At 72.0% G+C, this 26,160-nt stretch carries 24 protein-coding genes and 2 pseudogenes; 11 read left to right on the top strand and 15 right to left on the bottom strand.

All coding sequences use genetic code 11. From position 1 onward, the window contains the following. The first annotated feature begins 31 nt into the window (after positions 1-31). Positions 32-478, top strand: coding sequence for a VOC family protein (locus IE271_RS10175; RefSeq protein ID WP_190189899.1), 447 nt, complete (start codon positions 32-34; stop codon positions 476-478). Positions 479-1,142: 664 nt separating this feature from the next. Continuing rightward, entirely contained in the window at positions 1,143-1,655 is a 513-nt protein-coding gene (msrA, locus tag IE271_RS10170) for a peptide-methionine (S)-S-oxide reductase MsrA (RefSeq protein WP_190189898.1), read from the top strand. An 84-nt stretch (positions 1,656-1,739) separates the two neighbouring features. Here msrA and IE271_RS10165 read toward each other — a convergent pair whose 3' ends face one another. Continuing rightward, positions 1,740-2,786: an alpha/beta fold hydrolase gene (locus IE271_RS10165; protein WP_190189897.1), complete on the bottom strand. Its 1,047-nt coding sequence runs from the start codon at positions 2,784-2,786 to the stop codon at positions 1,740-1,742. A gap of 683 nt (positions 2,787-3,469) precedes the next feature. Next, positions 3,470-4,201 carry a dienelactone hydrolase family protein gene (locus IE271_RS10160; RefSeq protein WP_190189896.1) on the bottom strand — a complete coding sequence of 244 codons (732 nt, stop codon included), beginning with the start codon at positions 4,199-4,201 and terminating at the stop codon, positions 3,470-3,472. A 947-nt stretch (positions 4,202-5,148) separates the two neighbouring features. On the opposite strand from IE271_RS10160, the gene secD reads away from it, so the two are divergent. After that, positions 5,149-7,410, top strand: a complete 2,262-nt coding sequence (gene secD, locus IE271_RS10155) for a protein translocase subunit SecD (protein WP_190189895.1) — start codon at positions 5,149-5,151, stop codon at positions 7,408-7,410. Between the two features lie 162 nt (positions 7,411-7,572). Here the strand turns inward: secD and IE271_RS10150 are convergent, their stop codons facing one another. After that, a complete protein-coding gene (locus IE271_RS10150; protein WP_190189894.1) occupies positions 7,573-7,923 on the bottom strand; it encodes a hypothetical protein in 351 nt (116 codons plus the stop codon). A 502-nt stretch (positions 7,924-8,425) separates the two neighbouring features. On the opposite strand from IE271_RS10150, the gene IE271_RS10145 reads away from it, so the two are divergent. Further along, on the top strand, positions 8,426-8,944 hold the full coding sequence (locus IE271_RS10145) for a hypothetical protein (protein ID WP_190189893.1): 519 nt from the start codon (positions 8,426-8,428) through the stop codon (positions 8,942-8,944). A gap of 156 nt (positions 8,945-9,100) precedes the next feature. On the opposite strand, the gene IE271_RS10140 is transcribed toward IE271_RS10145, so the two are convergent. Both IE271_RS10140 and IE271_RS10135 read right to left on the bottom strand, forming a co-directional pair. Beyond that, positions 9,101-9,904 carry an SAM-dependent methyltransferase gene (locus IE271_RS10140; RefSeq protein WP_190189892.1) on the bottom strand — a complete coding sequence of 268 codons (804 nt, stop codon included), beginning with the start codon at positions 9,902-9,904 and terminating at the stop codon, positions 9,101-9,103. Between the two features lie 199 nt (positions 9,905-10,103). Further along, complete coding sequence (locus IE271_RS10135) at positions 10,104-10,739, bottom strand: TetR/AcrR family transcriptional regulator (protein WP_190189891.1); 636 nt, start codon at positions 10,737-10,739, stop codon at positions 10,104-10,106. Between the two features lie 41 nt (positions 10,740-10,780). Here IE271_RS10135 and IE271_RS10130 point away from each other — a divergent pair, with 41 nt between their 5' ends. After that, on the top strand, positions 10,781-11,263 hold the full coding sequence (locus IE271_RS10130) for a hypothetical protein (RefSeq protein WP_190189890.1): 483 nt from the start codon (positions 10,781-10,783) through the stop codon (positions 11,261-11,263). A 123-nt stretch (positions 11,264-11,386) separates the two neighbouring features. After that, positions 11,387-11,962: a hypothetical protein gene (locus tag IE271_RS10125; protein ID WP_190189889.1), complete on the top strand. Its 576-nt coding sequence runs from the start codon at positions 11,387-11,389 to the stop codon at positions 11,960-11,962. Positions 11,963-12,622: 660 nt separating this feature from the next. Here the strand turns inward: IE271_RS10125 and IE271_RS10120 are convergent. Then, a complete protein-coding gene (locus IE271_RS10120; RefSeq protein WP_190189888.1) occupies positions 12,623-13,357 on the bottom strand; it encodes a MarR family transcriptional regulator in 735 nt (244 codons plus the stop codon). Between the two features lie 254 nt (positions 13,358-13,611). Between IE271_RS10120 and IE271_RS10115 the strand changes: the two genes are divergently transcribed. Continuing rightward, on the top strand, positions 13,612-14,283 hold the full coding sequence (locus IE271_RS10115; protein ID WP_190190024.1) for a DUF4097 family beta strand repeat-containing protein: 672 nt from the start codon (positions 13,612-13,614) through the stop codon (positions 14,281-14,283). A 162-nt stretch (positions 14,284-14,445) separates the two neighbouring features. Further along, a pseudogene (locus IE271_RS41810) lies at positions 14,446-14,748 on the top strand (ABC transporter permease); the annotation flags it as partial. A gap of 180 nt (positions 14,749-14,928) precedes the next feature. Here IE271_RS41810 and IE271_RS10105 read toward each other — a convergent pair. The 3 genes and pseudogenes from IE271_RS10105 to IE271_RS10095 all read right to left on the bottom strand — a co-directional run bounded on the left by IE271_RS10105 (position 14,929) and on the right by IE271_RS10095 (position 16,526). After that, a pseudogene (locus IE271_RS10105) lies at positions 14,929-15,173 on the bottom strand (DUF4287 domain-containing protein). 25 nt (positions 15,174-15,198) lie between these two features. Continuing rightward, complete coding sequence (locus tag IE271_RS10100; RefSeq protein WP_190189887.1) at positions 15,199-15,720, bottom strand: DUF998 domain-containing protein; 522 nt, start codon at positions 15,718-15,720, stop codon at positions 15,199-15,201. 209 nt (positions 15,721-15,929) lie between these two features. Then, the gene (locus IE271_RS10095) at positions 15,930-16,526 is read right to left on the bottom strand and encodes a TetR family transcriptional regulator (RefSeq protein ID WP_190189886.1); all 597 of its coding nucleotides are present in this window, start codon (positions 16,524-16,526) and stop codon (positions 15,930-15,932) included. A 72-nt stretch (positions 16,527-16,598) separates the two neighbouring features. On the opposite strand from IE271_RS10095, the gene IE271_RS10090 reads away from it, so the two are divergent. Both IE271_RS10090 and IE271_RS10085 read left to right on the top strand, forming a co-directional pair. Beyond that, positions 16,599-17,126: a GNAT family N-acetyltransferase gene (locus IE271_RS10090; RefSeq protein WP_190189885.1), complete on the top strand. Its 528-nt coding sequence runs from the start codon at positions 16,599-16,601 to the stop codon at positions 17,124-17,126. Between the two features lie 257 nt (positions 17,127-17,383). Beyond that, a complete protein-coding gene (locus IE271_RS10085) occupies positions 17,384-17,866 on the top strand; it encodes a DUF2690 domain-containing protein (protein ID WP_190189884.1) in 483 nt (160 codons plus the stop codon). Between the two features lie 546 nt (positions 17,867-18,412). On the opposite strand, the gene IE271_RS10080 is transcribed toward IE271_RS10085, so the two are convergent. The 6 genes from IE271_RS10080 to IE271_RS10055 form a co-directional block, all read right to left on the bottom strand. Then, complete coding sequence (locus IE271_RS10080) at positions 18,413-20,581, bottom strand: MMPL family transporter (protein ID WP_190189883.1); 2,169 nt, start codon at positions 20,579-20,581, stop codon at positions 18,413-18,415. 25 nt (positions 20,582-20,606) lie between these two features. Further along, a complete protein-coding gene (locus IE271_RS10075) occupies positions 20,607-21,155 on the bottom strand; it encodes a TetR/AcrR family transcriptional regulator (RefSeq protein ID WP_190189882.1) in 549 nt (182 codons plus the stop codon). A gap of 219 nt (positions 21,156-21,374) precedes the next feature. Further along, positions 21,375-23,735: a GH92 family glycosyl hydrolase gene (locus tag IE271_RS10070; protein WP_190189881.1), complete on the bottom strand. Its 2,361-nt coding sequence runs from the start codon at positions 23,733-23,735 to the stop codon at positions 21,375-21,377. A 262-nt stretch (positions 23,736-23,997) separates the two neighbouring features. Further along, on the bottom strand, positions 23,998-24,672 hold the full coding sequence (locus IE271_RS10065) for a hypothetical protein (protein ID WP_190189880.1): 675 nt from the start codon (positions 24,670-24,672) through the stop codon (positions 23,998-24,000). Between the two features lie 13 nt (positions 24,673-24,685). After that, positions 24,686-24,979, bottom strand: a complete 294-nt coding sequence (locus tag IE271_RS43895; RefSeq protein ID WP_373308743.1) for an ATP-binding cassette domain-containing protein — start codon at positions 24,977-24,979, stop codon at positions 24,686-24,688. Between the two features lie 102 nt (positions 24,980-25,081). Then, the gene (locus tag IE271_RS10055) at positions 25,082-25,924 is read right to left on the bottom strand and encodes an aminoglycoside phosphotransferase/kinase family protein (protein WP_190189879.1); all 843 of its coding nucleotides are present in this window, start codon (positions 25,922-25,924) and stop codon (positions 25,082-25,084) included. On the opposite strand from IE271_RS10055, the gene IE271_RS41805 reads away from it, so the two are divergent. Next, the gene (locus tag IE271_RS41805) at positions 25,923-26,063 is read left to right on the top strand and encodes a hypothetical protein (protein WP_229919232.1); all 141 of its coding nucleotides are present in this window, start codon (positions 25,923-25,925) and stop codon (positions 26,061-26,063) included. The two genes, IE271_RS10055 and IE271_RS41805, sit on opposite strands and share 2 nt — an antisense overlap. Positions 26,064-26,160 lie beyond the last annotated feature (97 nt).

Here is a 26,160-nt window from a genome sequence, read left to right as displayed (position 1 = left end):
CCACCACTTCCCGAAGGCGAGAGCAACTGCCATGGACCTGAAGCTCGAAGTCGTCGTCCTCCCCGTCTCGGACGTCGACAAGGCCAAGGACTTCTACGCCGACACGCTCGGTTTCCGCCTCGACGCGGACTTCCCGATCCACGACGGCTACCGGATCGTCCAGGTGACACCACCCGGGTCGGCCTGCTCGATCATCTTCGGCGAGGGCCTGACCGCCGCACCGGTGGGATCGGCGCAGGGCCTGCACCTGATAGTCACCGACATCGAGCAGGCGGTCGAGGAGCTGACCGGCCGCGGCGTCGACGTCGACGGCCCGTTCCACGACGCCACCGGAGCCTTCCACCACGCCGGCGCCACCCAGCGGATACCCGGCATCGCCCCGAACCGCCCCAGCTACGGCACCTTCGCCTCGTTCGCCGACCCCGACGGCAACGAGTGGTTCCTGCAGGAGATCACCGAACGCGCACCCGGCCGCTGACCGATCGCGCACCACTGTCCGGGAGAGGCGGCTGTCGCCGTACCGCCTGGGGAGGCGGCGGTCGCGGCGCCGCCCGCGCGCACGGCGTCGCCCTCGACCCTTGGTCGGGGCGCGCACCAAGGCACCGCCCGCCGTCACCGCGGCCGTTCCGCAGGTCGGCTCCCGCTCGTACCGTCCACGCCCGTACGGCCGCCGCGGTCGGGTCTCTTCGCGGACCGCGTCCGGCGACGGGACCCGTGAGGTACGCCGTCGCGGGTGGGGGGCGGACACACGTCCGGAGGCACACATCAGGGTCCGCCGGAGAAGTGACACTGCCTCGTCATGTCGGCGCACACACCATGGCTGCCGTGCTGAGCAAGGAGTGAGGTGATCGGTCCGGTGCGGCCGTGGCTCCCGTCCGCGGCCCCGGAGCGTCACCCTTTGAGCTGGGTGTTCCGTCGTCCTGAGGGCGGAGCCGACGTCGGTGTCCACGGTCTGCGCGCGAGGGCCGTTCTCGGGGACACGCGCGGGGCGGACCGCTGACCCCCGGACGCGTCGGCGGAGCCGCGGGAACATCCGACGCGTCCTCCCCGTTAACATCACCGGATTGACTGGTGACTGTCGTGGTCGGGCGGTGTGAGACCGTTGGGCGAGCGATGCGACGAGAGAAGGGGATGAGGACGCGATGGCCGGTAAAGAGGAGAGGGCCGTACTGGCGGGCGGCTGTTTCTGGGGCATGCAGGAGCTGATCCGGAAGCAGCCGGGTGTCCTGACGACGCGGGTCGGTTACAGCGGCGGCGACGTCGAGAACCCGACGTACCGCCACCATGAGGGGCACGCCGAGTCGATCGAGATCGTCTTCGACGCGTCCGTGACCGACTACCGCTCCGTCCTGGAGTTCTTCTTCCAGATCCACGACCCGACCACGAAGGACCGGCAGGGCAACGACGTGGGCGACAGCTACCGCTCCGCCATCTTCTACCTGGACGACGAGCAGCGGCGCGTGGCCGAGGACACCATCGCCGACGTCGAGGCGTCGGGGCTGTGGCCCGGGCCGGTGGTCACCGAGGTCACGCCGGCCGGTCCGTTCTGGGAGGCGGAGCCCGAGCACCAGGACTACCTTCAGCGCTACCCCAACGGCTACACCTGTCACTTCCCGCGCCCCGGCTGGCGGCTGCCGAAGCGCTCGGAGGTCTGACACCCGACCGGCCGCGAGGCACCGGCGCCGTCGCCCCGCACGGGCGCGGCCCGGCCCCGCCTCGCGGCCGTCCGCTCGGCCTTGTCACCGCAGGGCGGCGGCCTCCAGGACCGCCGATGCGAAAGCCCGCGGTTTCTCCTGGGGGACGTTGTGCCCGGCGCCCGGCACCACATGGTGCACGCGAGGGCCGGTGAAGTGCGAGGCGGAGGACGTTCCGTCGGTCGCCGGAGTGACGCCGTCGGCCCGGCCGTCGAGCGTGACGGTGGGGACCGTGATCGGCGGTTGCTCCGCCAGCAGCCGCTCGACCTCGTCGTAACGCGGGTCGCCCGGTACGGCACCGAGGCGGTGGCGGTAGCTGTGGATCACTACATCGACGTAGTCCGGATTCGTCCACAGCGTCGCCGCCCGGTCGAGTTCGGCCTCGCTGAACTGCCACTCCGGAGAGTTGCGGTGCCAGACCACCCGGGCGAGTTCCTTCCGGTTCCGCTCCAGGCCCAGTCGGCCGCGCTCGGTGAGGAAGTAGAAGAAGTACCAGTACCCGTTCTCCTGGGCGGGCGCCAGGGGCTGCTGGGCCGCCGCGATGTCCTGGATCAGGTAGTTGTTCACGGAGACGAGTCCGAGGCAGCGCTGCGGCCACAGCGCGGCGGCGACGTCGGCCGCCCTCCCGCCCCAGTCGTAACCGGCGAACAGGGCCTTGCCGACACCCAGCGCGTCCATGAAGTCCCTCAGATCCGTCCCCAGCGCGCCCTGCTGCCCGGACCGGAGCGTGTCTGCGCGCAGGAACCGCGTCCGGCCGTGGCCGCGCAGATAGGGGACGTAGCACCGGTGTCCGCGCCGGGTCAGCTCGGGGACCACTTCCGCGTAGGAACCCACGGGGTCGAAGGGCCAGCCGTGCAACAGGATCACCGGAGCGCCGTCGGCCGGCCCGACGTCGTGGTACGCGATGTCCAGGGTGTCCGTGCGGACGTGTCGGACGCGCCCGAGGTCCCCTGCCGGCGGCTTCCCCGCTCCCCGGTGCGCCACCGGGGCGGCGGGCCTTCCGGCGGTCGCCGAGGCCGGCGCTGCCGCGAGGGGAAGCGCTCCCGAGGCCGCCGCCGCCATCACGTGGCCGAGTGTTCGCCTGCTGATCATCCCGGTCGTCTCCCTCTTCCCTCGGTGCCCCGACGGACCTGCGGGCAATCGCGATGCGTAACCACTTAGAGCAGTGACGAGATTGGTCGATGGAGTATCGGCTGTCAAGCAGGTGTCAGCCATGTCCGCCCGTGCCGAACCAGGAACTTGCCGTACTGAACCAGGAAATCGGCCACACGCGTGCCACATACGTGCCGTTGTACGGGAAGGACACGAGCACGCGTGACGAGAAAGAGGTGTGCGCGGCTCCGTCCGGGCCGTGGACGGGTGGAGCCGCGCGTCGTACGCGGGTGTGAGGGGTGGCGTGTCTGTCGCTGCCCGGTGCGGGCGCGGTCGGCCCGCAGCGGACCGGGGCCGACGGCCCGCGGGCGCGCCGTCACGGCGGCCACGGAAGGCACAGGAGCCACGGCGGTCACGTCGGTCACGGTGTCTCCGTGCCGCGTGTGTGGTGCGCTGCTCGTTCCAGCGGAGCGGCGACGCTTCCGTCGGGTTCGAGCGGCGACGCTTCCGTCGGGTTCGAGCACCGTCGCTCCGGGATGCCGGACCCGCGCCTCCGGCTTGTCCTCCAGCCCCCGCGGTCAGGGCGTGGACCCGGCCCCTGCCGGTCGCGTCGGCCGTGTGCGTCGAGCGCGCCGGCCGGGAACGGGTCCCGGCCGGCGCGTCGCGGCGCGCGGGCGGCGGTGTCAGCCGAGGTGCCGGGCGAAGAACCGCAGCGTGCTGTCCAGTTCGAAGGACGGGATCTCCGCGTGCTTGCCGGGATTGGCGTGCAGGGTCTTCTCCGTCGACGCCAAGAGGTCGAACAGTGCCAGCCCCTGGGCCCGCGGCACCCGCTCGTCGTCCCACTGGAGCAGGAACTCCACCGGGACGGTGATCCGCGCGGCGGCCTCGGCCGATGCCAGTACCCCGCCCAGGCCCAGTACCGCCGCGCGGACCCGGGGTTCCGCGGCGACGAACGGAACACCGAGGCCGCAGCCCAACGACACGCCCCAGTAGCCCACCGGGCCGGCGCCGACGTGCTCGAGTCGCTGGACGGCGTCCAGGACCGCCCGCCACTCCGGGACGGTTCGACGGGCCACGAGCGCCTGGAAGTCCGCGATCAGCGGAGCCGGTTCCTCCCCGGCCTCGACGCGAGCCCGGTTCTCGGTCGCGATCCGGTCGTACTCCTCGTCCTTCGGCCGGTCGCCGTGGCCGGGCACGTCCACCGCCACCACCGCGAAACCGCACTCGGCCACGAAGCGGCGCGCACGGACCGCGACACCGGGGGCCTTCTTGTGCTGGCCGCCGCCGTGTCCCATCAGGATGAGGGGGCGGGTACCGGTGACGCCCACCGGCGTCCACAGCGCACCGGGGATCTCGTCGAGTGCGAAGAGCTGTTCACGGACGCCGTCGGACGACGTCTCGGAGTTGAAGCGCACAGCGTTTCAAGCCTTTCGGGATGCCTTCAGCGGGCACTCCCCGGGCCATGCGGAGGAGGGAGTCCCGACCTGTCACAGCGTTGATCGGTCTCACCTCCTCGGATCGCAGTGGTGCACGGCGGCGCCGAACGTACCACGAAGGACGCACCTGCGTCCGTGCGAGGCCGTCGACGGGGCGAACACGATCCGACACGGCGTCGGGTCGCCGGAACCTACGCCAACCGGCCTGTCCGTAGCCGCTCGCCCCCTCGTCCCCGCGTCCCCCTGGGACCGCGACGGTATGGGCAGCCGGACGTGCGGAAATGGGTGCCGGCTCCCATCGACGGAAAGGACCGGGACGGGCAGGCTGGGGCACCGGACGGCCGAACGCGACGGCCGCCGCTCATGCCCGGGACGCGCGGTGACCGGCAGGAGGGACAACAGCCACCACCGACACGAAGAAGACAGAGGAAGGCAAAGGGGGACGGTGCGTGGCACGCTCACGGCACACCGTTCCCCGCGCCGCGGGTCTCGAGCCGACAGCGGTGGTCGCTGTCCTGTTCACCGTCCTCACCGCACTGCTCGGCCCGCTCACGCACACCACCGCCGTGCCGCCCGGCCGGGTCGACGGCGGGGCGTCGATGTGCGAGGCCGTGCAGGCCGGGAGCAGTCCTCACGCGGACGACGGACGTCCCGCAGGCCGCAGCGTCGTGGTGCGGAGCCGGCGCGACGCCCCCAGCGAGCGTTCCTCTCCGCCGGCGACGGCCCCGCCCCCGTGCCGTGCGACCGGTGATCTGTTCCGGTCCGCGCCCACGGCACGGCCGGCGGCGTGCCCGCCACCACGCACGCACCCTGTGAACTGCCGGCAGCGGCGGGCCCCGCCCGCACCCCCAGGCACCGAAGACCCTTCCCCTTCTCCTTGACCGCGGCCGTCGCCCTGGCCGCGGCGTGCCTGCCGGAGGCCCCCTTTGACCCGCGCCCTGCGCATCCGAGGGCTGCTCGCCCTCGTCGCCGTCGCCCTGTCCTCGTACGTCGCGCTCACCGTCCCTGTCCAGCTCGGGCTCGATCTGCGCGGTGGCACCCGGATCGTGCTGGAGACCCGTCCCACCGACACCGACGCCGACAGCGGAACCGCCACCGCCGTCAGCGAGAGCGAGGCCACCGATCGCACCGTGGAGGTGCTGCGTGGCCGGATCGACGCCCTCGGTGTCGCCGAACCCACCATCGCCCGGTCCGGCAGCGACCGGATCGTCGTCGAACTGCCCGGCGTCCAGGACCCGGCCGAGGCCGCCGACGTCCTGGGCCGCACCGCCCGGCTCACCTTCCACGGGGTCCTCGGGACCGCCGCCGACGAGGACGACACGGCCGGACCGCTGCCCGGTCAGGGCCACCGGCAGGTTCTCGCCGACGAGTCCGGGCAACTCCTGCGTCTCGGACCAACCGCGCTGACCGGCAAGGACGTCGACAAGGCCCGTGCCGAGTTCGACCAGCACGGCGGCGCCGGCTGGCTCGTCACCGTCGGCTTCGAGGGCCCCGGCCGTGCCGCATGGGCACGTCTGACCGGCGAGGCCGCCTGCCATCCGGTGCGGGACGAGGCCCGCCGGGTGGCCGTCGTCCTGGACGACAAGATCATTTCCTCTCCGGAGGTCGACCCGTCGGTCGACTGCGGCACGGGCATCACCGGCGGCTCCACACAGGTCACCGGGTCCTTCAGCGCCGCCGAGGCCAAGGAACTGGCCCTGCTCGTCAACGGCGGAGCCCTGCCCGTGCCGGTCGAGACCGTCGAGCAGCGCACCGTCGGCGCCACCCTGGGCGCGCAGGCCATCACCGCGAGCGCCTGGGCCGCCGCCATCGGCACCACTCTGACGGCGCTGTTCATCATCGTCGTCTACCGGCTCATGGGCGTCCTGGCCGCCGTGGCGCTGGTCTGCTACGGGCTCATCTCCTACGCCGCCCTGGCCGCCCTCGGCGCCACCCTCACCTTGCCCGGACTCGCCGGATTCGTCCTGGCCATCGGCATGGCGGTCGACGCCAACGTGCTCGTCTTCGAACGCGCCCGCGAAGAGTACGCCTCCCGCCTGCGGCCCAGCCCGCGCTCGGCGCTGACCGCAGGTTTCCGCGGCGCCTTCAGCGCGATCGCCGACTCCAACATCACCACTCTCATCGCAGCCGGCCTGCTGTTCCTCCTCGCCTCCGGACCCGTGCGCGGCTTCGGCGTCACCCTGGGCATCGGCGTCCTCGCCTCCATGTTCAGCGCCCTGGTCGTCACCCGCGTACTCGCCGACCACGCGGCCACGCGTCCCCGGGTGCGCCGCCGCCCGCACCTGACCGGCATCGCCCGCACCGGTACCGTCCGCGACCGCCTCACCCGCGGGAATCCCGACCTGATGCGCCGTCCCCGCAGGTGGCTGGCCGTCTCCGCCGCCGTGCTCGTCCTGGCCGCTTCCGGGATCGCCCTGCGCGGCCTGGACTTCGGCGTCGAATTCACCGGCGGCCGCCTCGTCGAGTACAACACCGCCGCCCCCGTCGCCCCCGACCGGGTCCGCGCCGCCCTCACCGACGCCGGCTTCCCCGAGGCCGTCGTGCAGACCTCCGGGGAGACCCACCTCGCCGTACGCACCGGGCAGCTGACGAACGCGCAGGCGGCGAGCGTCACGACCACCATCACCGACCTGGCCGGCCACGCGGACAAGCTCCGCGACGAGGCCATCGGGCCCAGCCTCGGCAAGGAGCTGCGCCAGGGCGCCCTCATCGCCCTCGCCGTCGCCCTCGGCGCCCAGCTGATCTACCTCGCGGCCCGCTTCCGCTGGCTGTTCGGGGCCTCCGCGGTCGCCGCCCTGGCCCACGACGTCATCATCCTCATCGGTGTCTTCGCCTGGCTCGGCAAACCCGTGGACGGCGTTTTCCTGGCCGCTCTCCTGACCGTCATCGGCTACTCGGTCAACGACTCCGTCGTCGTCTTCGACCGCATCAGGGAACTGACCGGCGGCAGCCGCACGGCACACAAGGCACCTTTCGCGTCCCTCGCCAACCGGGCGCTGCTGCAGACCCTGCCCCGCACCGTCAACACCGGCATGGGCGCCGCCTTCATCCTCACCGCACTGGCCGTCCTCGGCGGCGACACCCTCACCGACTTCGCCCTCGCCCTGCTCATCGGCCTCGCCGTGGGCACGTACTCCTCCATGTTCACCGCCACGCCCCTCGCCGTCGCACTGCACGAACGCAGGTAGCGAACGCAGGTGAGTGGAGCCCACTGTTCCAGTGGAGCCCCACTGTTCCAGCGTTCCCGACCCGAGGCCCGGTACCGACCGGGACGAAGAAGCGACGGGGAGGGCGAGGGGCGACGAGGAGGGCGGGGAGCGATCACCGCGCGGTCGAGGGCTGCGGAGCCCTCAACCGCGGGAACGCCGACCCTTCCGTGGGCTCCGGGCGGACCGGGTGCACACGGGCAGGCGCCTGGAGGCCGTGCGGGCGGAGTCGGCCGAGGGCTTGCCGAGGGGAGGATCGAACAGGTGCCCGGCGATTCCCGCCATGACCAGGCCCGCCGCCGTGAGCAGCCCGCTGGGCAGCGCGATGCCCGTGGTCAGGAGCGCCAGTGCCGCGGCCAGGACCGGCCAGGCCGGTCCTGGCCGGTCCTTCCGGGGGCGGTGGGGCCGGCGGGAACCCGGCGCCCGGGTGAACCGCGGATCGCCGGGCCCGCTCTGTTCCTTCGGGCGCTCCGGCAACCGGTCGTCGAGACGCATGGCGGCTCCTCCTTCCAGGGGTTCATGGCGGCTCCTCCTTGCGAGGACCACCGAGCCTGGTCGGCTCCCACCTCCACGGTCTCCCGACTCCCCGGCGGCCGGAATCGACCACGGCACCCATTTCTCCCGGTCCTCGATGTGTAGGAAGAATCGGACACGCCCGTCCCCGCACCTCCACCGCGCGGATCGCCGCCCACCAGGACCGGCCCGTCAACGGCCGGAAGCACCTGCGGACGGCCGGCGCGAGGGCGCAGGCATCTCGGGGCCTTGCCACTCTTCCGAGAAGCGGGGAACGTACTCGATGCGGGGCCTGTGCGGGACGTCAGGCACACGGGCGGGTACGGGCCGGCGAAGCACAGGCCCGAGGGCTCGCGCAGGGCGCAGGCTCCGGTGGGCTGCCGGCCCGGCGATCGCACCGGCCGGTCCGGCCGGCCGGGACAGCCGGGCACCGAGTGTCCGGCAGAAGCGGCCGGGTCGACGCGCTGCGCACCGGGAGGCTCTCGTGTCCGGGACCGACCACTCCGACGCTCGGGCCGAGGGAGCCGGGCGGCGATCCCGTGCCGACTACACGGGCGGCGTGTACGGCTCCGTGCTCGCCGCCTCGGTGGTGATCGGCGCCGGCACCCTGGGCTCCTTCCCGCGTCTTGAACTGGTGCTGCTGTTGCTGCTCACCGGCGTGGTGTTCTGGATCGCGCATGTGCACGCCCAGTTGTTCGGGGCACGTCTGGCGCAGTGGACCCCGGACCGCCGCGCCGTGCTGCACGTGTGCCGCGAGGAGTGGCCGATCGTGGAGGCCGCCGTGCCGCCCGCGGTCGCGGTGGCCGTCAGCCCGGTCCTCGGGCTGGGCGTGTCCGGAGCCGTATGGCTGTCGCTCTCGACAGCCGTGGCCGGACAAGTGGGCTGGTCCGTCGCCGCGGCACACCGTTCGGGCGCTTCCCCGCGTCTCGTGGTGGCCACTGCCTCGGTCAACCTGGTGCTGGGGCTGCTGATCATCTCCTTCAAAATCATCCTGAAGCACTGACACGGGACTCCGGATTCCCGAAGACCTGCTGCCGGACCCCGCGCGGGCCGCCCACCGGCCTGCCGTCCCGCCGGCGAGGTCGCGATCGACCGGCGTGCTCCGGCGTCGCGGGATCAGAGGCCGATCCCGCGACGGAATGCCGGAGAGAACGACCTTTCAGGGTTTGCGTGCGACGCCGCAGAACGCGACCTCGGCCGTGGCCTCCTGGGGCCGGCTCGGATCAGGCCGCCAGGCGGTGCTGGACACCACTCCGGGCGGTACGAGGTCCAGTCCGGCGAAGAAGGAGCCGATCACCTGCGGGGACCGCAGGTGATAAGTGTGCACCGACTGCTGGTTGTACGCCGCGACCGCCCTGTTGAGCGCGTCGTTGGTGTCCGTGCCGTCGCTCAGGGCCAGATAGCTGCCCGAAGGCAGGCCCGACAGCAGAGCGGCCACCAGGTCCGCGGGACGGTCCTCGTCGGTGATCTGCCCCATGATTCCCAGCATGGTCAGAGCGACCGGCCGGTCGAGGTCCAACGTCTTGGCGGCTTCGGCCAGGATCCGCGCGGGGTCGCGCACGTCGGCGTCGACGTAGGCGCACGCTCCCTCGTCGCTGCTGGTCAGGAGTGCCTGTGCGTGGGTCAGGACCAGAGGATCGTTGTCGACGTAGACGACTCTGCTCTCCGGCGCGATGCGCTGGGCCAGCTCGTGCGTGTTGTCCGCGGTGGGGAGCCCGGTGCCGACGTCGAGGAACTGACGGATGCCGGCCTCACGCACCAGGAAGTCGACGGCCCGCGCCAGGAAACGCCGCTGCAGCCGCGCGACGGACGCGAACTCCGGGAACGTGGAGAGGATGACGTCGCCGACCTCGCTGTCGACGGTGTAGTTGTCCTTGCCGCCCAGCAGGTAGTTCCAGACACGGGCGGAGTGCGGGCGATCGGTCTGGAGCCTGGCTTTCAATTCATCAGTCGAGTGATCCATGGGCATAGCCTCACATGAAGTCACCGCTCGGGGATCGCCTTTGCCCATGTCCCCGGGGGTACCGGTGCCGAGCGCTGCGGGGCTTCCGGGCCGGTCGGACGGCGTTCTGCCGAACCCGGTGCAGGTCTGACCGGAAGCCCGCCCTCGGCAGGTCCACCCTCCACTGTGGGTACGGCCGTGGCGTCCGGCGGGTGAGCCTTCAGACGGTCGTGTCCGCGGTGGGGGAGGGGGTGGTGCTGGGGGAGGGTGTCGGGGTGGTGCGTGCCTGCAGGATGCCTTCGACGCCCTGGAGGAAGGTTTCGCTGACCAGGTGGGGATCGAAGAGGCAGCCGGCCGCCATGGCGCCGTCCCGGAGCATGACGAGGTGCCGGGCGGCTTCGTCCGCGCCTTCTCCGCCGGTCTGGGCCAGCAGGTCGGTGACGGTGTCGAGGAACCACTGCCGGTGGGCCAGGACGGCTTGGTGGATCGGGTGGGCGGGGTCGGGGTATTCGGCCACCGCGTTGAGGAAGGCGCAGCCGCGGAAACCGGGGGACTGGATGCCGTCGGTGATGGAGCGGGCGACGGCGCGGACCTTGTCGGCGGCCGAGCCGCCGCTCGCCCGGGCGGCGGTGATCTGCTGCCGGATGGCCTGGTCGGCCTGGTCGAGGTAGGCGAGGACGAGGTCGTCCTTGCCGGAGAAGTGCCGGTACAGCGTGGCCCGGGTCACCTGTGCCTCGGTGATGACGCGGTCGACGCCGACGGAGTGGATCCCCTCCGAGTAGAAGATCTTGGTCGCTGTACTGAGCAGCCGCGATCGCGCTTCGGAGGTGCTGCTGCCTGCTGTGCTCCGGCTCATGCCGCACAGCGTAGCAAGTCGAAGAGGGAGAACGTTCGGTCTTGACGGCGACCGTGCCGGTCCTCTTGACTGTGTCCGCGAGACCGAACGTTCTCCCTCGCGATGGTGGCGTCTTTGTGACTTTTTGTCGTACGTTCTCTTCCTCCGGCGTGGAACCTGCCGCCGTGGCCGATGCCATGGCCGACGTCGTGACCGCCGCTTCGGCCGCTGCCTCCGAGCCGTCCAGGGCCGAGGGCGCGGACGGCTCGGAGGCGACCGGTGGCGAACCGACCGGCACCGGGTCGACGGCGGCGCTGGTGCACGGCGCCCGCGTCGGCTCGTCCAGCCGGAACGCTGTGATCCAGCGGCCCCGGCATGTCGGCCGCCCCGGACGCGCCGCCGATCCTGTGCGCGGCCTTCCTGCGGACACCGCTGTGCTCAAGGACGTTCGCGGCGGCGTCGACGGTCCGGTCGTCCTGACCGGCCACTCCTGTGGTGACGCGGTCATCGGCGACGCCGCGGCCGGCCGCGGTGAGACGCCGTGACGGTGTGCCGGACCGGCACGGACACGCACCTGGCCGAGGAAGCGGACCGGAACGCGCGATGACTCACCGGAACGCGCGATGACTCGGCCGTCGCCCATCACTCCACTCCTGAAAGGCACACCCATGAACAACACCCTCGCCCCGGCCCCCGCCGCCACCACCTCCGCCGACGCTTCCCCGGCCCTGCGGAAGCTGTACTTCCTGCGCTTCGCGTTCGCCGCGGTGTGGGCCGCCCTGCTGTTCGCGAGCGCCGGCGCACTGAGCCCGCTGAGTGTGACGCTGCTGGTGGTCTACCCGCTGTTCGACGTGGCGGCCGCGGTCGTCGACCTCAGGTCCGCCAAGGCGAACGGCGGCGCGGCTTCCGGTCTGTACGCGAACATCGCGATCAGCCTGCTGGCAGGCGTCGGCCTGGCCTTCGCCGCCGCGTCCGGCATCCCGGCCGTCCTGCGGGTCTGGGGAGTCTGGGCCATCACCTCGGGGCTCGTCCAGCTCGTCGTGGGGGCCGTCCGCCGGAAACTGGGCGGCCAGTGGGCGATGATCGCCAGCGGCGCCATCTCCACTCTCGCCGGTGCCTCGTTCTTCGCGCAGGCCGGTACCGGCGACGCCTCGCTGGGAGCCCTCGCCGGCTACGCCTTCCTCGGAGGCGTCTTCTTCCTCGTCTCCGCACTCCGCCTGAACCGCGCCCGCAGCGAGGCATGACCCGGTCCGCCCGCACCCGATGCCACGGGCCCGGCCGACGCAACCGAGTCGGCCGGGCCCGTCGGCACGCCTTTGACCAGGGGCGATGTGGTGATTCGGTAGCGGTGGGACGCGATGCCCGGGACGGGATCGGACCCCCTGTCGGGAAGGCGGGGGCGGTCGCGCCCTGCGGGCCGTGACGCGGCACCTGAGAGGAATGCCGAGGGGGAGGGCGGGAACATCCGCGTCGCACGTTGCGTTGTGCAGGGTGTGGTCGTGGAAGGGGACAGTGTCCCCGGGCCTCACTTATCGCCTGCGGGGACGATCGTTCGGCTGAAGCCCTGCAGAGCCTTTCGCCGCGTAGGCGACCGCCCTTCCACGATCATGCCGCAGCCCCGGCCGGAGTCCCCCCTTCCGGCGGGGGCTGCCTGCGTGTTCACCCGTTGCGCGGCCCGATCCGTCGAACGCCGCGGTGGTGCCGGCGGCCGGGTCGTGCCGTAAGCCGTGCGGCAGGACATGCGGACCGCCCGTCCGGCGTACCGATTCTGCTGTCGCTGTCGCTGTCGCTGTCGCTGTCGCTGTCGCTGTTGCCGGTCCGGGCGGTGCTGTGCACCGGTGTCCCGGCGGATGCCGCCGGCTGTGGCTGCCGCGGCGGTCGCGCGTCCGCGGCCCGGATGTGGTTCAGACGGTGGTGTCGGTGGCTGTCTCGGGCCGGATGTGGAGGATGTCACGGGCCTGTTCGGCGGCGCGGAGAGTGTTCTCGCTGACGAAGTCGAGGAAGCGGGCGACGTTCTCCAGGCGCGTGCCGGCGGGGGTGTGGGGGCCGAGGACGGCCGCGCCCTGTCGTGCGGTCTCGACGATCTGAGTCAGGGCGCGGGCGCTGGCCATCATCGACTCGTACCAGATCTCGTCGCCGACGGTGTAGCGCTCGCGGCGGCGTTCGTCACGTTCCCGGCGGACGAGGCCCTGGCCTTCGAGGAAGGCGATGGCTTTGGAGACGGACGCCGGGCTGACCGCGAGGCGCTGGACGAGTTCGGCGGCGGTGAGGCTGCCGGTGTCGGTGAGGGAGAGGCAGGCCATGACCCGCGCCATCATCCTGGGCAGGCCCGAGGTCATGAGGACGGTGGTGAACGTCTCCTCGTACGCGCGCACGGCCTCGGCGTCGCGCCCGTAGGGCTGCGCGGGCGCCTCCGCTCCTCGGGGCGCGGTCTGCCGGCGCCGGCGGGCGCGGTGTCCGGTGGCGCGGTGGGCGATCTCGGCGCGGTAGCCGGTGGGGCCGCCGTTGCGCATCACCTCACGTGTGACGGTCGAGGTGGGGCGCTCCAGGCGTCTGGCGATCTCGGCGTAGGCGAGGCCGTCGGCCAGTCCCAGCGCGATCTGCTGGCGTTCCTGCTGGGTGAGCCTGCCTCCCGGCATCGCGGTCTCCTTCACGGTCCTTCGTGGCCTCCGGTGCCTCCAGGGTAGCGTTCACCGCCAGTTCATTGCAATGAACGACGCGAGATCTGTTGCGTTAAGTCGGAGACCGTTGCAACGAATTATGCATTCTGGCCTGCGGTTACTGGATTCATGCGCAACAACCTCATTGCTGGATCAATGAATGCAACGTAGCGTTTCTGTCATCGGAAAACGACGGACCGAAGGAGTGCACGATGCAGGAGAAGCAGAGCACGATGCGGAAGTTCGACACCCCCGCCCCGGTGACGGCCGTGATGGACCTCCCCGCCGGGCGCATCAGGTTCATCGCCGCCGACCGGGCCGACACCACCGTCGAGGTCCTGCCCGCGGACGCCTCCAAGAACCGCGATGTGAAGGCGGCCGAGCGGACCGAGGTCGTCTACGGAGACGGCGTCCTGCGGATCGAGGCTGCGGAGGCGAAGAACCAGCTCTTCGGGGCGTCCGGATCCGTCGAGGTGACCGTCCAGCTGCCCGCCGGCTCCCACGTCGAGGCGAAGGCGGCCGCCGCCGAGTTCCGTGGCGTCGGACGGCTCGGTGACGTCGTCCTCGAGGGTGCGCAGGGCTCGGTCAAGCTCGACGAGGCCGACAGTGTCCGCCTCACCCTCTCCGCCGGCGACGTCTCCATCGGCCGCCTGGGCGGTTCCGGCGACATCAGCACCCAAAAGGGCGACCTTCGCATCGCCGAGGCCGTGCGCGGCACGGTGACGCTGCGTACGGAGTCCGGCGAGATCTCGGTCGGCGCCGCCCGCGGCGTCTCCGCGACCCTGGACGCCGGCACGTCCCACGGTCGGATCCACAACGCGCTCAAGAACAGCGACGGTGCCGCCGCTCAGCTCGACATCCACGCGACCACCGCCTACGGCGACATCACCGCCCGCAGCCTCTGAGGCGTCCAGGGAGCCTCTCTCATGGCCAGCTTGGCCATCGCGGCGAACGGACTGCGCAAGTCCTACGGCGACGAGGTCGTGCTCGACGGCGTCGACCTGGCCGCTCCCGAGGGGACGATCCTCTCCCTGCTCGGTCCGAACGGAGGCGGTATGGCCGAGGGCATCGTCTGGATCGCGGTCGGGACGGGCCTGGTCGGCCCGAACGCCGAGGCCGCCAGCAACAACGCCATGCCGCTGATCCTCCTGCCCCTCGTCTCCAGCGCCTCCGTCCCCACCGACACCATGCCCGGCTGGTTCCGGCCGATCGCCGAGTACCAGCCCTTCGCACCGGCCATCGAGACGCTGCGCGGGCTGCTGCTGGCCACCGGGACCGGGCACAACGCCTGGCTCGCCGTCGGCTGGTGCCTGGGCCTGACCGCGCTCGGCTACCTCCGGTCGGCCGCGAAGTTCAACCGCGACCCGCGGTGGCGAGGGAAGAACCGGTCAGCGGTCCGAGGCCAGCGGCTCGTCCCGCCTTGGGCGGCGTGCCTCCGACGCGGTGTCGGAGGCACGCCGCCCCGTCCGCGCTCCCGGCCGCCCGCCGCGCCCGAGGAAGCGGTCGCTGATCGCCGGGGGCACTCGTCGCGGTCGGCACCGGGCGGGAGCTCACCGTGCGTCGCTGTCCTCGGCGAGGGTGTGGGCGACCAGGGCGTCGGCGTGGCGTGTCCCAGGCCGTGCTCGGACTCGAGCCAGGAGACGAGCTCCATGTGCCTGGTCAGCGGCGAGGAGCGGACGAGTTCCTTCCAGTGTGCGATCGGCCGGCCGTACTTCTTCTCGATCGAGGGGAAGCGGCCGGCAGGGCCCTTCACGGTGCTGGTCGTGGTGTGTCTCCGTTTCGTGAGCGGGTTGATGGTGACGGTGTGTCGCCGACGCTGCTCAACGGATCGCCGCGGACTGGTCGCGGGCCGGATCGGTGAGCGGGCGGGCCAGGACGAAGAACGCGGCGCGCAGGGCGAGGCAGCGGGTCGTCCCGCTGAACATGTGCAGGGCGCCGTGCGCGCTGAGCGAGGCGGACGCGGGGGTACCGGAGGGGAATCCGGCTCCGGCGTCGGCCGGGAAGACGGCGGCGGCCACGGACGAGACCCCGAACACACCGACCAGGACCGGCCCCCACGTCACGCCGGCTCTCCCCCGCAGCTCGCGGCGCAGTCCGATGGAGCCGGCCAGGAGCAGGGCCGCGGTGAGGAGGAAGTCCGTCGTCCGGATCCAGCCCAGGTCCCCCAGCGCGCGCCGGCTGACGGCGTTGCGGGTGAAGTCGAACCCGTCGCGGGTGAGTCCCCCGACGATGCCCGCACCGAGGAACAGCGGCCCCGCCACCAGGCAGCCGGTCGCAAGGCCCCGCGTCACCCGCCGCGGCGCAGCCGCGGAGCGGGCGGGGGCGCTGAGCGTGTGGGTCATGTCGAGTGGCCTTCCCGTGCCGATGCCGTCGCCTGTACGACCGGCGGGGACGGGCGAAGTCATCGCAAGGGAGCAAGTACGCGGGTCACACCGTGTGTCCTCGCGGTGTGCCGCGGCCGATCCCTGGGGACCGGGCACGGCACCGCTGCGCGGGGCGGCGGGTTCGCCCCCCGGCTCCTGGACGAGGTCTGGTGGCCGCTGGACCGCGGTCACGCGTCGCCGTGGTCCTCGCGGCGCAGGAGGGCCAGTTGGTGGTGGACGGCGGCGGTCACTCTGGGTTCGTCGCCGGTGGCGAGAAGGTCGAGCAGCGCTCCCCGGAGTACCGCCAGCGTCAGGGTGCGGCGGACGGCGCCGTCCGCGGAGTCCCGTTCCGGCTCCGGCTGGCAGGCGGCCAGGACGTCGAGCCAGTCGTCCACGGTGGCCCTGGCGAACCCGGCCCAGGGACCGTCGGGTTCGACGAGGGAGCGGGTGTAGGTCTCGGCCCACAGGCGCAGCAGGGGGCGGTGTCCGGCGGAGGCGAGCCATCTCCACACCTCCTCGGCCGCCGGAACCAGGCCGGCGGGGCGGTCGTCCCGGCGAAGACGTGCCAGCAGGGCCAGCTCATCGGCGCGGGCGCGTTCCAGCAGCGCCCGCACGAGTCCGTCCTTGTTGCCGAACAGGAACATCAGCACCCGGGTGCTGGAGCCGACGGCCTCCGCCAGCGGGCGCAGCGACAGATCGGTCAGGCCGTGGGTGAGCGCGTACTCGTAGGCGGCTTCGAGTAGCTGGGCCCGGCGTGCGGACGGCTTCGCGGTCTTCGCGGACATGGACCCAGCCTAAAGCGAGTGACACACTCGTGTCAGTAACTCGCGGCAATGGCCCGATACGGAGAGTGCGTCATGTCGAAGAGCGTCCACCAGCGGCAGGTCGTGGTCCGCCGTGCCGACCGCCCCGGCGACCTGGGCTGGGTGGTGATGGCCCACGGTGAGCTGTACGACCGGCAGTTCGGCTGGAACACCGACTTCGAGGCCCTGGTGGCCAGGATCGTCGCCGACTACGCGGCACGGCACTCCCCGGCCGCGGAGGCGGGCTGGATCGCCGAGACCGACGGCGAACGCGCGGGCTGCGTGTTCCTGGTCGCCGGCGACCGGCCGCAGGTGGCCAGGGTGCGTGTCCTGCTCGTCGCACCGGCCGCCCGGGGCCTCGGTCTCGGCACCCGTCTCGTCGAACGGTCCCTCACCTTCGCCCGCGAGGCCGGCTACCGCCGCGTGACGCTGTGGACCACCGACGACCTCGTGTCCGCGCGCAGGATCTACGAGCACTTCGGCTTCGCCCTCGTCGACGAGGAGCCCTGCCACAGCTTCGGCCACGACCTCGTCGGCCAGACCTGGGCCCTCGACCTCCACGACAGGGCCGCGGAGGGGTGACGCGACCGGGCTTCCAAGGCCCGGACCGGCCGACCACGAGGGGCCACCGGACAGCGTCCGAGCCCGGAAGCGCTCCGGCGGGCCGTGTGGGCGCCGTGAGGCCGGACGCCTGCCACCGCCCGCCCGTTCTCAGGGGCTTCTCTCCTGGTCACTCGTTTTGCCGGGTCGGCATCGCACCTGGTGCACCGGTCGGGTCCCGGCGGCCCGGCCGACGGAACGGGAGACCGTCCCCGGCCGGTCACCGGACGGTGGCCCTCATGGCCGTACTCGCGACCGTGTGTGCCGTGGCCGTCGGGGGAGTGGCGGTGGTGCTCCTCCTGCTGACGCGTGACCACGGTGAGCCGCAGTCGTCCGTTACGCCGTCCGCGTCCTCGGCCCAGCCACGGTGCCGGGGCGCCGCCTGCGAGGGCAGGAGCCCCATGGCCACGAAGCGCGGCGCCCGGCCCGACACCCTCACCAGGCGCCGCATGGCCACCGGCGCCTGGATGGAAGTGCGCTACAGCCGGTGGTGCGGGACCAGTTGGGCGCGGACCTGGGGGCGCGCCGACGACCGGATCGAGATGAGCGCGGACGGCGCGGGACACCCGGTCCGCCGCGCCGAGATCAAGGATGACGTGGACGCCGATTCCTTCGGCTGCACCCCCATGACGGTCACCCTCCCCGGGACCGTCGTCAGGGCCTGTTTCCGGCCGGCCGCGGCCACCGGCGAGGAGTGCTTCGAGAGCCGCGTGGCGCAGTGACGCAGGGCGGCGCGCGAGCCGGTGGGGCGGACCGGCCACACCTCGACTTCCGGCGCCCGGGGGCCAGGGGCTCGATCCGGCGACCGTTCGACGGCCGTGGCCGTCACCGGGGCCGCGGTCCCCGGGCGAAGGACCTGGCGGCCGTGCTATGGTCGATCTTGAGCGGTCGCCGAACTCCCGGCGGCGGGCCTCGCGTTGGTGGTCCAAGGAAAGACGCCCCGCTTCCTGCGGGGAGATGCAGGTGCAAGGCCTGCCCGGCGCTCGATGCGGCCCCGCTCCCGGTGATCCGGGAGTGGGGCCGCAGTGTTGTGCGCACCGCTGCCGCTCCGGGGAGCCGGCATCCCCCGGAGGGCGTCGGCGCTCGTGCCGGGTCGCGTCCCTCCGTGCCCCGCCACGATCACATACGAGGCGGTCGTTCCACGAGGCTCACCGCCCCGGTCGCAAGCACCCCGGGCGGACGGGAACGCTGTGCGGTTCCCGTCCGCCCGAGAGTGTGGTCCGGGCGGTTCCGGTCCTCCCGAAGGTGTGGTCCGGCCGGTGCGCGGGTCAGACCGGGACGAGGTCCTCGCTGCGGGCCTCCGCGGCCAGCTGCCGGTTCAGCTTCTCGCCCTCGATGTCGAGGTCGGGCAGGACCTTGTCGACGGGCCCGGGCAGCCACCAGGCGGCACGGCCGAGGAGCGACATCACCGCCGGAACCAGCGCCATGCGGACGACGAAGGCGTCGATGACCACGCCGACGGCGAGGGCGAACCCGATGGACTTGATGATCGGGTCGTCCATCAGGACGAAGCCCCCGAACACGGACGTCATGATGAGCGCGGCGGCCGTGACGACGCGGGCGTTGTGGCCCAGGCCGCTGACCATGGCCTCCTGCGGATCGGCGCCGTGGACGAAGTCCTCGCGCATACGGGAGACGAGGAAGACCTCGTAGTCCATGGCGAGGCCGAACAGGATGCCGATCAGCAGGATCGGCAGGAAGCTCACCAGCGGGCCGGGGGTGTCGACGCCCACCAGGCCGGCGAGGTGGCCCTCCTGGAAGATGCCGACGGTGATGCCGAAGGTCGCGCCCACGGTGAGCAGGAAGCCCAGCGCCGCCTTCAGCGGCACCAGGATCGACCGGAAGACCAGCATGAGCAGCAGGATGGACAGGCCCACCACCAGGAGCAGGTACACCGGCAGGGCGTCGGAGAGCTTCTCCGAGACGTCGATGCCCAGGGCGGTCGCGCCGGTGAGGGCGATGTCGGCGTCCTTGACGTCCGCGACCCGGTCGCGGATGTCGTGGACGGCGTCCTCGGTGGCGGCGGCGGTCGGGCCGGCCTTGGGGATGATGGTCAGCAGAGCGGTGGTGCCCTGCTTGTTCAGCTGCGGCGGGGCGACGGCCAGGATGCCGTCGGTGTCCTTGATGAGGGCGGTGGCCTTCTCCGCGGCCGCCTTGGTGGACTGCGCGTCCTCACCGTTGACCACGGCGACGAGACGGCCGTTGAAGCCCTCGCCGAAGCCCTCGGACGTCAGGTCGTACGCCTCGCGTGCGGCGGAGCCCTCGGCGGCGGTGCCCGCGTCCGGCAGGGCCAGGCGCATGTCCTGGGCGGGCAGGGTGAGCGCGCCCAGGCCGAGGATGCCGACGATCAGGAGCGGGACGCGCAGCTTGGTGACGAGCCGGCCCCAGGTGAAGCCGAAGCCCTCGGCGACGACGGCGTCCTCGGCGGCGTCCCCGTCCGCCCGGCGCTGCTTGCGCGGCAGGATCTTCTTCCCGGCGAAGGAGAGGAAGGCCGGCAGCAGGGTGAGGGCGACCAGGACGGCGACGGCGACGGTGGCGGCCGCGGCGAGGCCCATCACGCTCAGGAAGGGGATGCCGACGACGGAGAGGCCGGCCAGGGCGATGACGACGGTGGCACCGGCGAAGACGACGGCGGAACCGGCGGTGCCGGTCGCCCGTCCGGCGGCCTCCTCGGGCTGCAGGCCCTCGGCGAGGTACTGGCGGTAGCGGGAGGTGATGAAGAGCGAGTAGTCGATGCCGACGGCCAGACCCAGCATCAGCGCCAGGATGGGGGCGGTGGAGGTCAGCTCGATGACACCGGACAGGGTGAAGAGACCGGCCATGCCCACCGCGACGCCGATCAGCGCGTTCAGCAGGGTCATGCCGGCGGCGACCAGCGAGCCGAAGGTGATGACCAGGACCACCGCGGCGACCAGGACGCCGAGCGCCTCGGTGGAGCCGACCTCCACCTCACCGCCCATGACCTCGCCGCCGTGCTCGACCCGCAGTCCCCCGATGTCGGCGCCGACGCCCTCGTAGGCCGACTTCGCCTCGTCGGAGACCTCGTCGGCGGCCTTGTCGAACTGCACCTGGACCAGGGCGTAGCGGCCGTCCTCGGAGACGGAGCCGGTCTGGAACGGGTCCATGGCGGCGGTCACGCCGTCGATCCCGGCGGCTTCCTTCACCACGGGCGCCACCGCGGCGGGGGTCAGCTTCTCGCCCTCGGGCGCGGCGACGACGATGGTACCGGTGGCCCCGCCGGCCTGCGGGAACTGCCGGTCGAGGTCGTCCAGCGCCTGCTGGGACTCGGTGCCCGGCATGGAGAACTTGTCGCTGGTCGGGCCCATCAGGGTGGCGGCTCCGACGCCCAGCAGAGCCAGCAGGAGAAGCCAGACCGCGGCTATTCGGCCTCTTTTACGGAAGGAGAATCGGCCGAGCCGGTACAGCAGGGTCGCCATGGAGGAAGGGTCTTTCCGTGAGTGGTCAGCTGAGGGTGTGGTCAAGCGTCCGCAGCGCACTGCGGATCATTTCGGCACGCAGCACCTCGTCCGGCGCCACTTCCTCGTCGGAGGCACTGGTGATGAAGACGGCGCCCAGCACCATCCACGCGGCCACCCGGGCCGGCGCCTGCCGCGAGCGGCCGGCCAGCGCGTCCAGCAGCCCGTCCGCCAGCTCCATGACGCCGAGGTCCTCGTGACAGGACATCTCGGCGATGTGCTCGAAGAGAAGCTGGATTTCGCGGCGGTACCGCAGCGCCAGGTCGACGTATCCGGTGACGGTCTCCTCCACCAGCCGGCCGCCCTCCAGCCCGGCCACACGGCCGAGCAGGGTGGCGACGGCGTCCCGGGCCGGGGTCAGCAGCTCGGTGAGGATCGCTTCCTTGCCGGCGAAGTGGTAGAGGAGCGACGCCTTCGAGCAGCCGGCGTCGGAGGCGATGTCCTGCAACGAGGTGCCGCGGAAGCCGTGCACGGCGAACAGCCGTAGTGCCGACTCCAGGATCTGACCGCGCAGGGCGGAGGCGGAGCGTGCCATGCCCCAACCGTAGCTGTCCGATCGGTCAGAACTGACCGATCGGACAGTGCGTCGATGTGGCGTGCGCCACTTTTCACACTCTTCGGGCCTCGGCGCGGTGCGTCCGGCGAGCGGTGGAACCGAGTGCCTCGACCGGGTGACTGCGCGTCACATCCCATGGCGACGCGAGACGCACAGAAGGTGCGGTCCCCTCGCCGAGGGGACCGCACCTTCTGTGCGTCAGTCCTGGGACACGGCGGGCGGAGCGGCGCCGACGCCCCACTTCGTGGGCCTGTCGGAGAGCTTGACCTCGATCGTGCCGGAGCGGAGCAGGTCCTCGTGGGAGAGCCAGCTCTTGTGCGCCTTGCCCCGGTCCGTGCGCACGGAGGACACGTACTGCAGCTTCGAGGCGTCGGCCCCCGGAGCCTCGATGCCGATCCTGCGCCCGTGCTCGGGCCGGATCTCGACCTTCTCGAACATCGGCGCCGTGACGATGTAGGCGGCCGAACCGGGCTGGGCCTCGAAGACGCCGGCCATCGCGAACACGAGCAGCGACGAGGTGGCGCCGAGGTCGTCGTTGCCGGGCATGCCGTACACGTCGTCGGTGAAGAGGGTGCGCATCGCGCGCAGCACCGCCGAGGTCTTCCACGGCGAGCCGGTCCACGCGTACATCCAGGGCGCGTGGAAGTCGGGCTCGTTGTTGGGGTTGAAGGCGAAGTTGTTGTGGTAGTCGTACGCGCCGGTCACCCACGACTGCGAGGCGGCCTTCGCCGGGTCGGTGAGCACGGTCGGCATGTCGAAGAACGTGTCGAGCCGCTGCTCGGCGGCCGCCGCTCCGCCCATCAGGCCGAAGAGGGTCTGCGGGTCCTGCTGGGCGAGCCACTGGTACTGCCACGCGGTGCCCTCGTGGAAGGCGCCGGACCGAGTGGGATCGGGGTCGCCGGCGACGGTGCCGTCCGCGTTCCTCGTCACGGGGAACCCGGAGAAGCCCCGCGAGGTGACGTCGGGGTCCCAGAGCTCGGTGAAGTTGTCACAGCGTGAGGCGAGCGTCGCGGCCTTGTCCTCGTAGCCGAGACCGTCGGCCATCGTGGACAGCGCGCAGTCGCCGAGCGCGTACTCGAGCGTGGCCGAGCCGGCCTGGCGGCTGTCGCCGAACTTGTAGCCGGGCAGGTCCTGGTAGCCGACCCAGCCGTTCTCGACGTACGTCGGGTTGCCGTCACGGCCCCGGAAGGTGGACTGGTCGGCGGGGACGTCGTTGGCGTTCTTCCACAGCGCGGCGAAGAGCCGGCGCGAGGTGCGGTCGTCGAGGAGACCGCGGTTGTGGATGTCGACGATCCACGGGGTGACGGGATCACCGCTCATCACGTTGGTCTCGCTGTTGCCGAGCCCCCAGCGCGGCAGCCAGCCGCCGTCCTCGTAGACGTGCAGCACGGACTTGGCCATGTCCGCGGCCTTGTCCGGGTTCAGCAGGGCCACCAGTTGGTTCTGCGAACGGTAGGTGTCCCAGAGCGAGAACATCTGGTAGTACGTCGAGTCCGCGCGGTGCACCTCGTCGTCGAAACCGCGGTAGCGGTTGTCCACGTCGGACCCGATCGACGGGTGCAGCAGCGAGTGGTAGAGCGCGCTGTAGTACGTGCGCTGGTCGGCGGTGGTGCCACCGGCCACGCGCATGCGGTTCAGCTCGTCCCGCCAGGCGTCGTGCGCGCCGGAGCGGGCCTTGTCGAACGACTTCGGCTGCTCGGCCCTGCGGTTGAGGCGCGCCCCGTCGACCGAGGTGTAGGAGAGGCCCACCGAGGCGCCGACCCGCTCGCCCCCGGCCGGGTCGAACGTCAGCCAGGCCCCGACGCGCTTGCTGCCGCGCGAGGCCTCCCGCCGGTCCGGGGCGAGGCTGCCGTCGCTCCAGGTGCCGAACGTCGAGAACGCCCGGTCGAACTTGGCGCTGAAGAACACCCGGTAGCGCTCCTTGCCGGTCTCCCCGCAGAAGTTGCCGCCCTGGACCCAGCCTTCCACGGTGTCGTTCCCGACCACCTCGACGTCACCGGCATAGGTGCTGCCGTTGCTCTCGCCGGCCTCGATGAGGACGTTCTGCGCGCCCGAGCCGCCGGGGTAGGTGTAGCGGTGCTGGCCGGTCCGCTGCGTCGCCGACAGTTCGGTCCGTATGCCGTTGTCGAACTCCACACCGTAGTAGCCCGGCGTGCGGGTCTCGTTGGCATGACTGAATCTCGCACCGTACTGCGCCGGGTCGGACGACGTCACCGCGCCGGTGGTCGGCATGAACCGGATGTTGCCCATCGTCTGGCAGCCGACGCCCGAGAGGTGCGTGTGGCTGAAGCCCAGGACGGTGTCCTGCGCGTAGTCGTAGGAGGCGTACTTGTTCAGCTGCGTGTCAGGGCTGAGCTGCACCATGCCGAACGGAGTGGCCGCGCCCGGGAAGGTCGTCCCGTCACCGTTGTTGCCGATCGACGTGTCGACCAGTGTGGTGGGGTCGGCGGCGAACTTCGGTCCCCGCTCCTTGGCGTTCGCGACGCCGGGGACGGCGGAGGCTGCGGCCACGGTGGTGACGATCAACGCGGCGGTGAAGGCGCGTCTCAACGCTCTCATCGCGATCCTCTCGTTCGACAACGTTGTCAAAATGCTGCCTGCCGATCTTTCTCCCGCGGACGCCGATCCGTCAATGCATCGCCGCCGGACAGCCGGGCCGGCGGTCGCACGGTGCCTCTGCGTTCGCCGAGCGACGTGGAGTGATCGCTGTCGAGGGACTTCACCGGAACGGCTCCGCCGGGCAGGTGGCCGATGTCCGGGTGGATCACTGTGACCGTCCACGACGGACAGGGTTCCGCCGGCTGCCGAAGAGGCGGTGAGGTCAGCCCGAGTCCCGGTCGGCGGCCGCGCCGACCCGGCCGGCCGCCCGGGCGGAGGTCCACCAGAGGACCGCCGCCAGGGCGCGCGCGGCCAGCAGGGGCAGCAGCGGGAGACGCGCGCCGGTCCGGTGGGAGGAGAAGGCGTCACGGACGGCGGCGTTCGCCGGTGAGGCGGTGAGCATCAGCAGCAGCACCGAGCCGACGGTCGACACACCTGCTCCGCCCGCTGTGGTGCGCACCAGCGGTGGGCTGCAGACCGCCCCGAGCGCACTGCCCGTCAGGGCGCAGACCGCACCAGTGGCCAGCCCGGCGCCGAACGCCGCTGCCGGCGAGGCGCCCGGTGGCGCCGTGCAGGTCAGCAGAGCGGCCACCGCCGCGAGCAGCATGGGCAGCAGGCCGGCGGCCAGGGGGACGGCCAGTGCGGCGTACTGGGGGCGGCGGGCGCCGGTCGCGGCGGACAGGCAGGCGCGGGCGGCGGGCGGTTCCGCGGCCGACAGGGAACGGGTGAGCCAGGCCAGGGCAGGCACCGGCATGGCGGCGTTCCAGCCGAACTGGCTGCCGAGCCGGGACTGGCCGTCCAGCGAGGTCCCCACCAGCGCGACGTAGAGCAGCACGGGCGGCAGCCACCGCTGGGAGCGCAGCAACAGCACCCCGTAGTAGCGGACCGACGCTGTCAAAGCCGTCCCCCGCTCACGCGGCGGATGTGAAGGCCCGGCTCCGCGAGCAGGGTCCGCAGCAGCGCGTCCGAGTGCGTCTCGTCCGTCTCCAGCCGAACGCCTCCGTCCGCCGGCGCACTGACCGCCCGGACACCCGTCCGCGATCCGGCCGGGCCACCCCCGCGACCACCCGCAGAAGCGCCGACTTCCCGCAGCCGTTGCCGCCCTGAGCCCGGATCAGCCGACCCGGCGGCAGCTCCAGGTGCACGTCCCGCAGCACCCATGGACCGCGTCGGCCATACCGCAGCCCGACCCCCTCAAGCCTCATCCGGCCGGCACAGGAGGGATCGGGCGAGCCGGAGGCCGTCCAGCCGGGACGCCGCACACGGCGCGCGGCGCACCGGTACCCGGCAGCCCCTCCGTCCCTGTCTCAGTCCGGTCCGCAGCGAACGAGTGCGGCACGGACCCGGTCGAGCCCCTCCACCCTCCAGCGGTCCCGGCCGGGCATGTGGTCGTCCCGGCGCCAGCGCCAGGCCGCGAACATCGCCCAGTTCAGGGCGCGGCACCGGTGGACCAGGCCGTGGTCGGCCCCCGCGTAGTGCCTTCCCACCTCCTCGGGCGCATGGGCGAGGTCGAACTCGACCGGCCCGCGGCAGCACGTGGCGAGGTCCACGAGGAGCGGCCCTCGCCTCGTGCCGAGGAGGTTGCCCGGATGCGGCTCGCCGTGCAGCAACTGGTCGTCGGCTTTCCCGTCACTGATCGCGGCACCCAGCCCACTGAGTGCGGCGCCGAGGAACTCCCGGTCGTTGTCGGGCAGTTCGGGGGACCGCTCCCGGTCGTTCACCTCTCTGAGCGCCGCGGCGACCCGGTCGGTGAAGTGCGGTGCGTCCAGATCGATCCGGCGCAGGGCGGCATGGTGCCGCAGGAGCACGTCCGCGTAGTCGGCCGGTGCGACGTCCGGTTCCACGGGTTCGTAGTAGGTCCAGAGCGAGACGGCGAAGGAATCGCGTACATGGACCCGCGGTTCGACCCGAGGGTCGAGCTCGCCCACCGGAGCGTCGACGCCGGCGAGACGGCGGGCGACCTCCACCTCGAACTCGGAATCGGCCAGATGCCCCGGAGGAGCGACCCGGGCCAGGACACCGCAGGGGACCAGACGCAGCGCGACGCGGTCCGAGTCGTGCACGACGATCACATCGTCGACCTCGAGGCCCAATTCCGAAGCGGTCGCCCGGCCTGCCTCGATTGCCCGGCGGAGTGCCGATGGCTCCATGCCGTCCTCCCTCGCGGTCGAGTACATCTGCATGACGGTGCTGCGCAACCTCGGTCGTGACACGGTCGTCGTGGCCGGAAGGCTCACCGACCACTGCCGCGGCACCACGGCCCGACAGGTCCTAGTACTACAGGGCTAGATCTTGATCATGGGGTGATGGGAGGCTGTGGCTGTGGCCACGACACAGCCCCATGATCGAGATCGTTCGTCGGATGCGGTCGGCCCGGCCGATTTAG

Source organism: Streptomyces minutiscleroticus, from assembly GCF_014650875.1.
In the GTDB taxonomy this organism is placed as follows: Bacteria; Actinomycetota; Actinomycetes; order Streptomycetales; family Streptomycetaceae; genus Streptomyces; species Streptomyces minutiscleroticus.
This window is presented reverse-complemented; position numbering and strand designations above follow the sequence as displayed.

Coding starts and splice junctions, on each gene's coding strand:
- IE271_RS10175 (WP_190189899.1), top strand. CDS start 32: ATGGACCTGAAGCTCGAAGTCGTCGTCCTCCCCGTCTCGGACGTCGAC.
- IE271_RS10150 (WP_190189894.1), bottom strand. CDS start 7,923: ATGCGTCTCGACGACCGGTTGCCGGAGCGCCCGAAGGAACAGAGCGGG.
- IE271_RS10115 (WP_190190024.1), top strand. CDS start 13,612: ATGCGGAAGTTCGACACCCCCGCCCCGGTGACGGCCGTGATGGACCTC.
- msrA (WP_190189898.1), top strand. CDS start 1,143: ATGGCCGGTAAAGAGGAGAGGGCCGTACTGGCGGGCGGCTGTTTCTGG.
- IE271_RS10080 (WP_190189883.1), bottom strand. CDS start 20,581: ATGGCGACCCTGCTGTACCGGCTCGGCCGATTCTCCTTCCGTAAAAGA.
- IE271_RS10075 (WP_190189882.1), bottom strand. CDS start 21,155: ATGGCACGCTCCGCCTCCGCCCTGCGCGGTCAGATCCTGGAGTCGGCA.
- IE271_RS10165 (WP_190189897.1), bottom strand. CDS start 2,786: ATGATCAGCAGGCGAACACTCGGCCACGTGATGGCGGCGGCGGCCTCG.
- IE271_RS10055 (WP_190189879.1), bottom strand. CDS start 25,924: ATGGAGCCATCGGCACTCCGCCGGGCAATCGAGGCAGGCCGGGCGACC.
- IE271_RS10100 (WP_190189887.1), bottom strand. CDS start 15,720: ATGACCCACACGCTCAGCGCCCCCGCCCGCTCCGCGGCTGCGCCGCGG.
- IE271_RS10125 (WP_190189889.1), top strand. CDS start 11,387: ATGAACAACACCCTCGCCCCGGCCCCCGCCGCCACCACCTCCGCCGAC.
- IE271_RS10085 (WP_190189884.1), top strand. CDS start 17,384: ATGGCCGTACTCGCGACCGTGTGTGCCGTGGCCGTCGGGGGAGTGGCG.
- IE271_RS10095 (WP_190189886.1), bottom strand. CDS start 16,526: ATGTCCGCGAAGACCGCGAAGCCGTCCGCACGCCGGGCCCAGCTACTC.
- IE271_RS10140 (WP_190189892.1), bottom strand. CDS start 9,904: ATGGATCACTCGACTGATGAATTGAAAGCCAGGCTCCAGACCGATCGC.
- IE271_RS10120 (WP_190189888.1), bottom strand. CDS start 13,357: ATGCCGGGAGGCAGGCTCACCCAGCAGGAACGCCAGCAGATCGCGCTG.
- IE271_RS10090 (WP_190189885.1), top strand. CDS start 16,599: ATGTCGAAGAGCGTCCACCAGCGGCAGGTCGTGGTCCGCCGTGCCGAC.
- IE271_RS41805 (WP_229919232.1), top strand. CDS start 25,923: ATGCCGTCCTCCCTCGCGGTCGAGTACATCTGCATGACGGTGCTGCGC.
- IE271_RS10070 (WP_190189881.1), bottom strand. CDS start 23,735: ATGAGAGCGTTGAGACGCGCCTTCACCGCCGCGTTGATCGTCACCACC.
- IE271_RS43895 (WP_373308743.1), bottom strand. CDS start 24,979: ATGAGGCTTGAGGGGGTCGGGCTGCGGTATGGCCGACGCGGTCCATGG.
- IE271_RS10135 (WP_190189891.1), bottom strand. CDS start 10,739: ATGAGCCGGAGCACAGCAGGCAGCAGCACCTCCGAAGCGCGATCGCGG.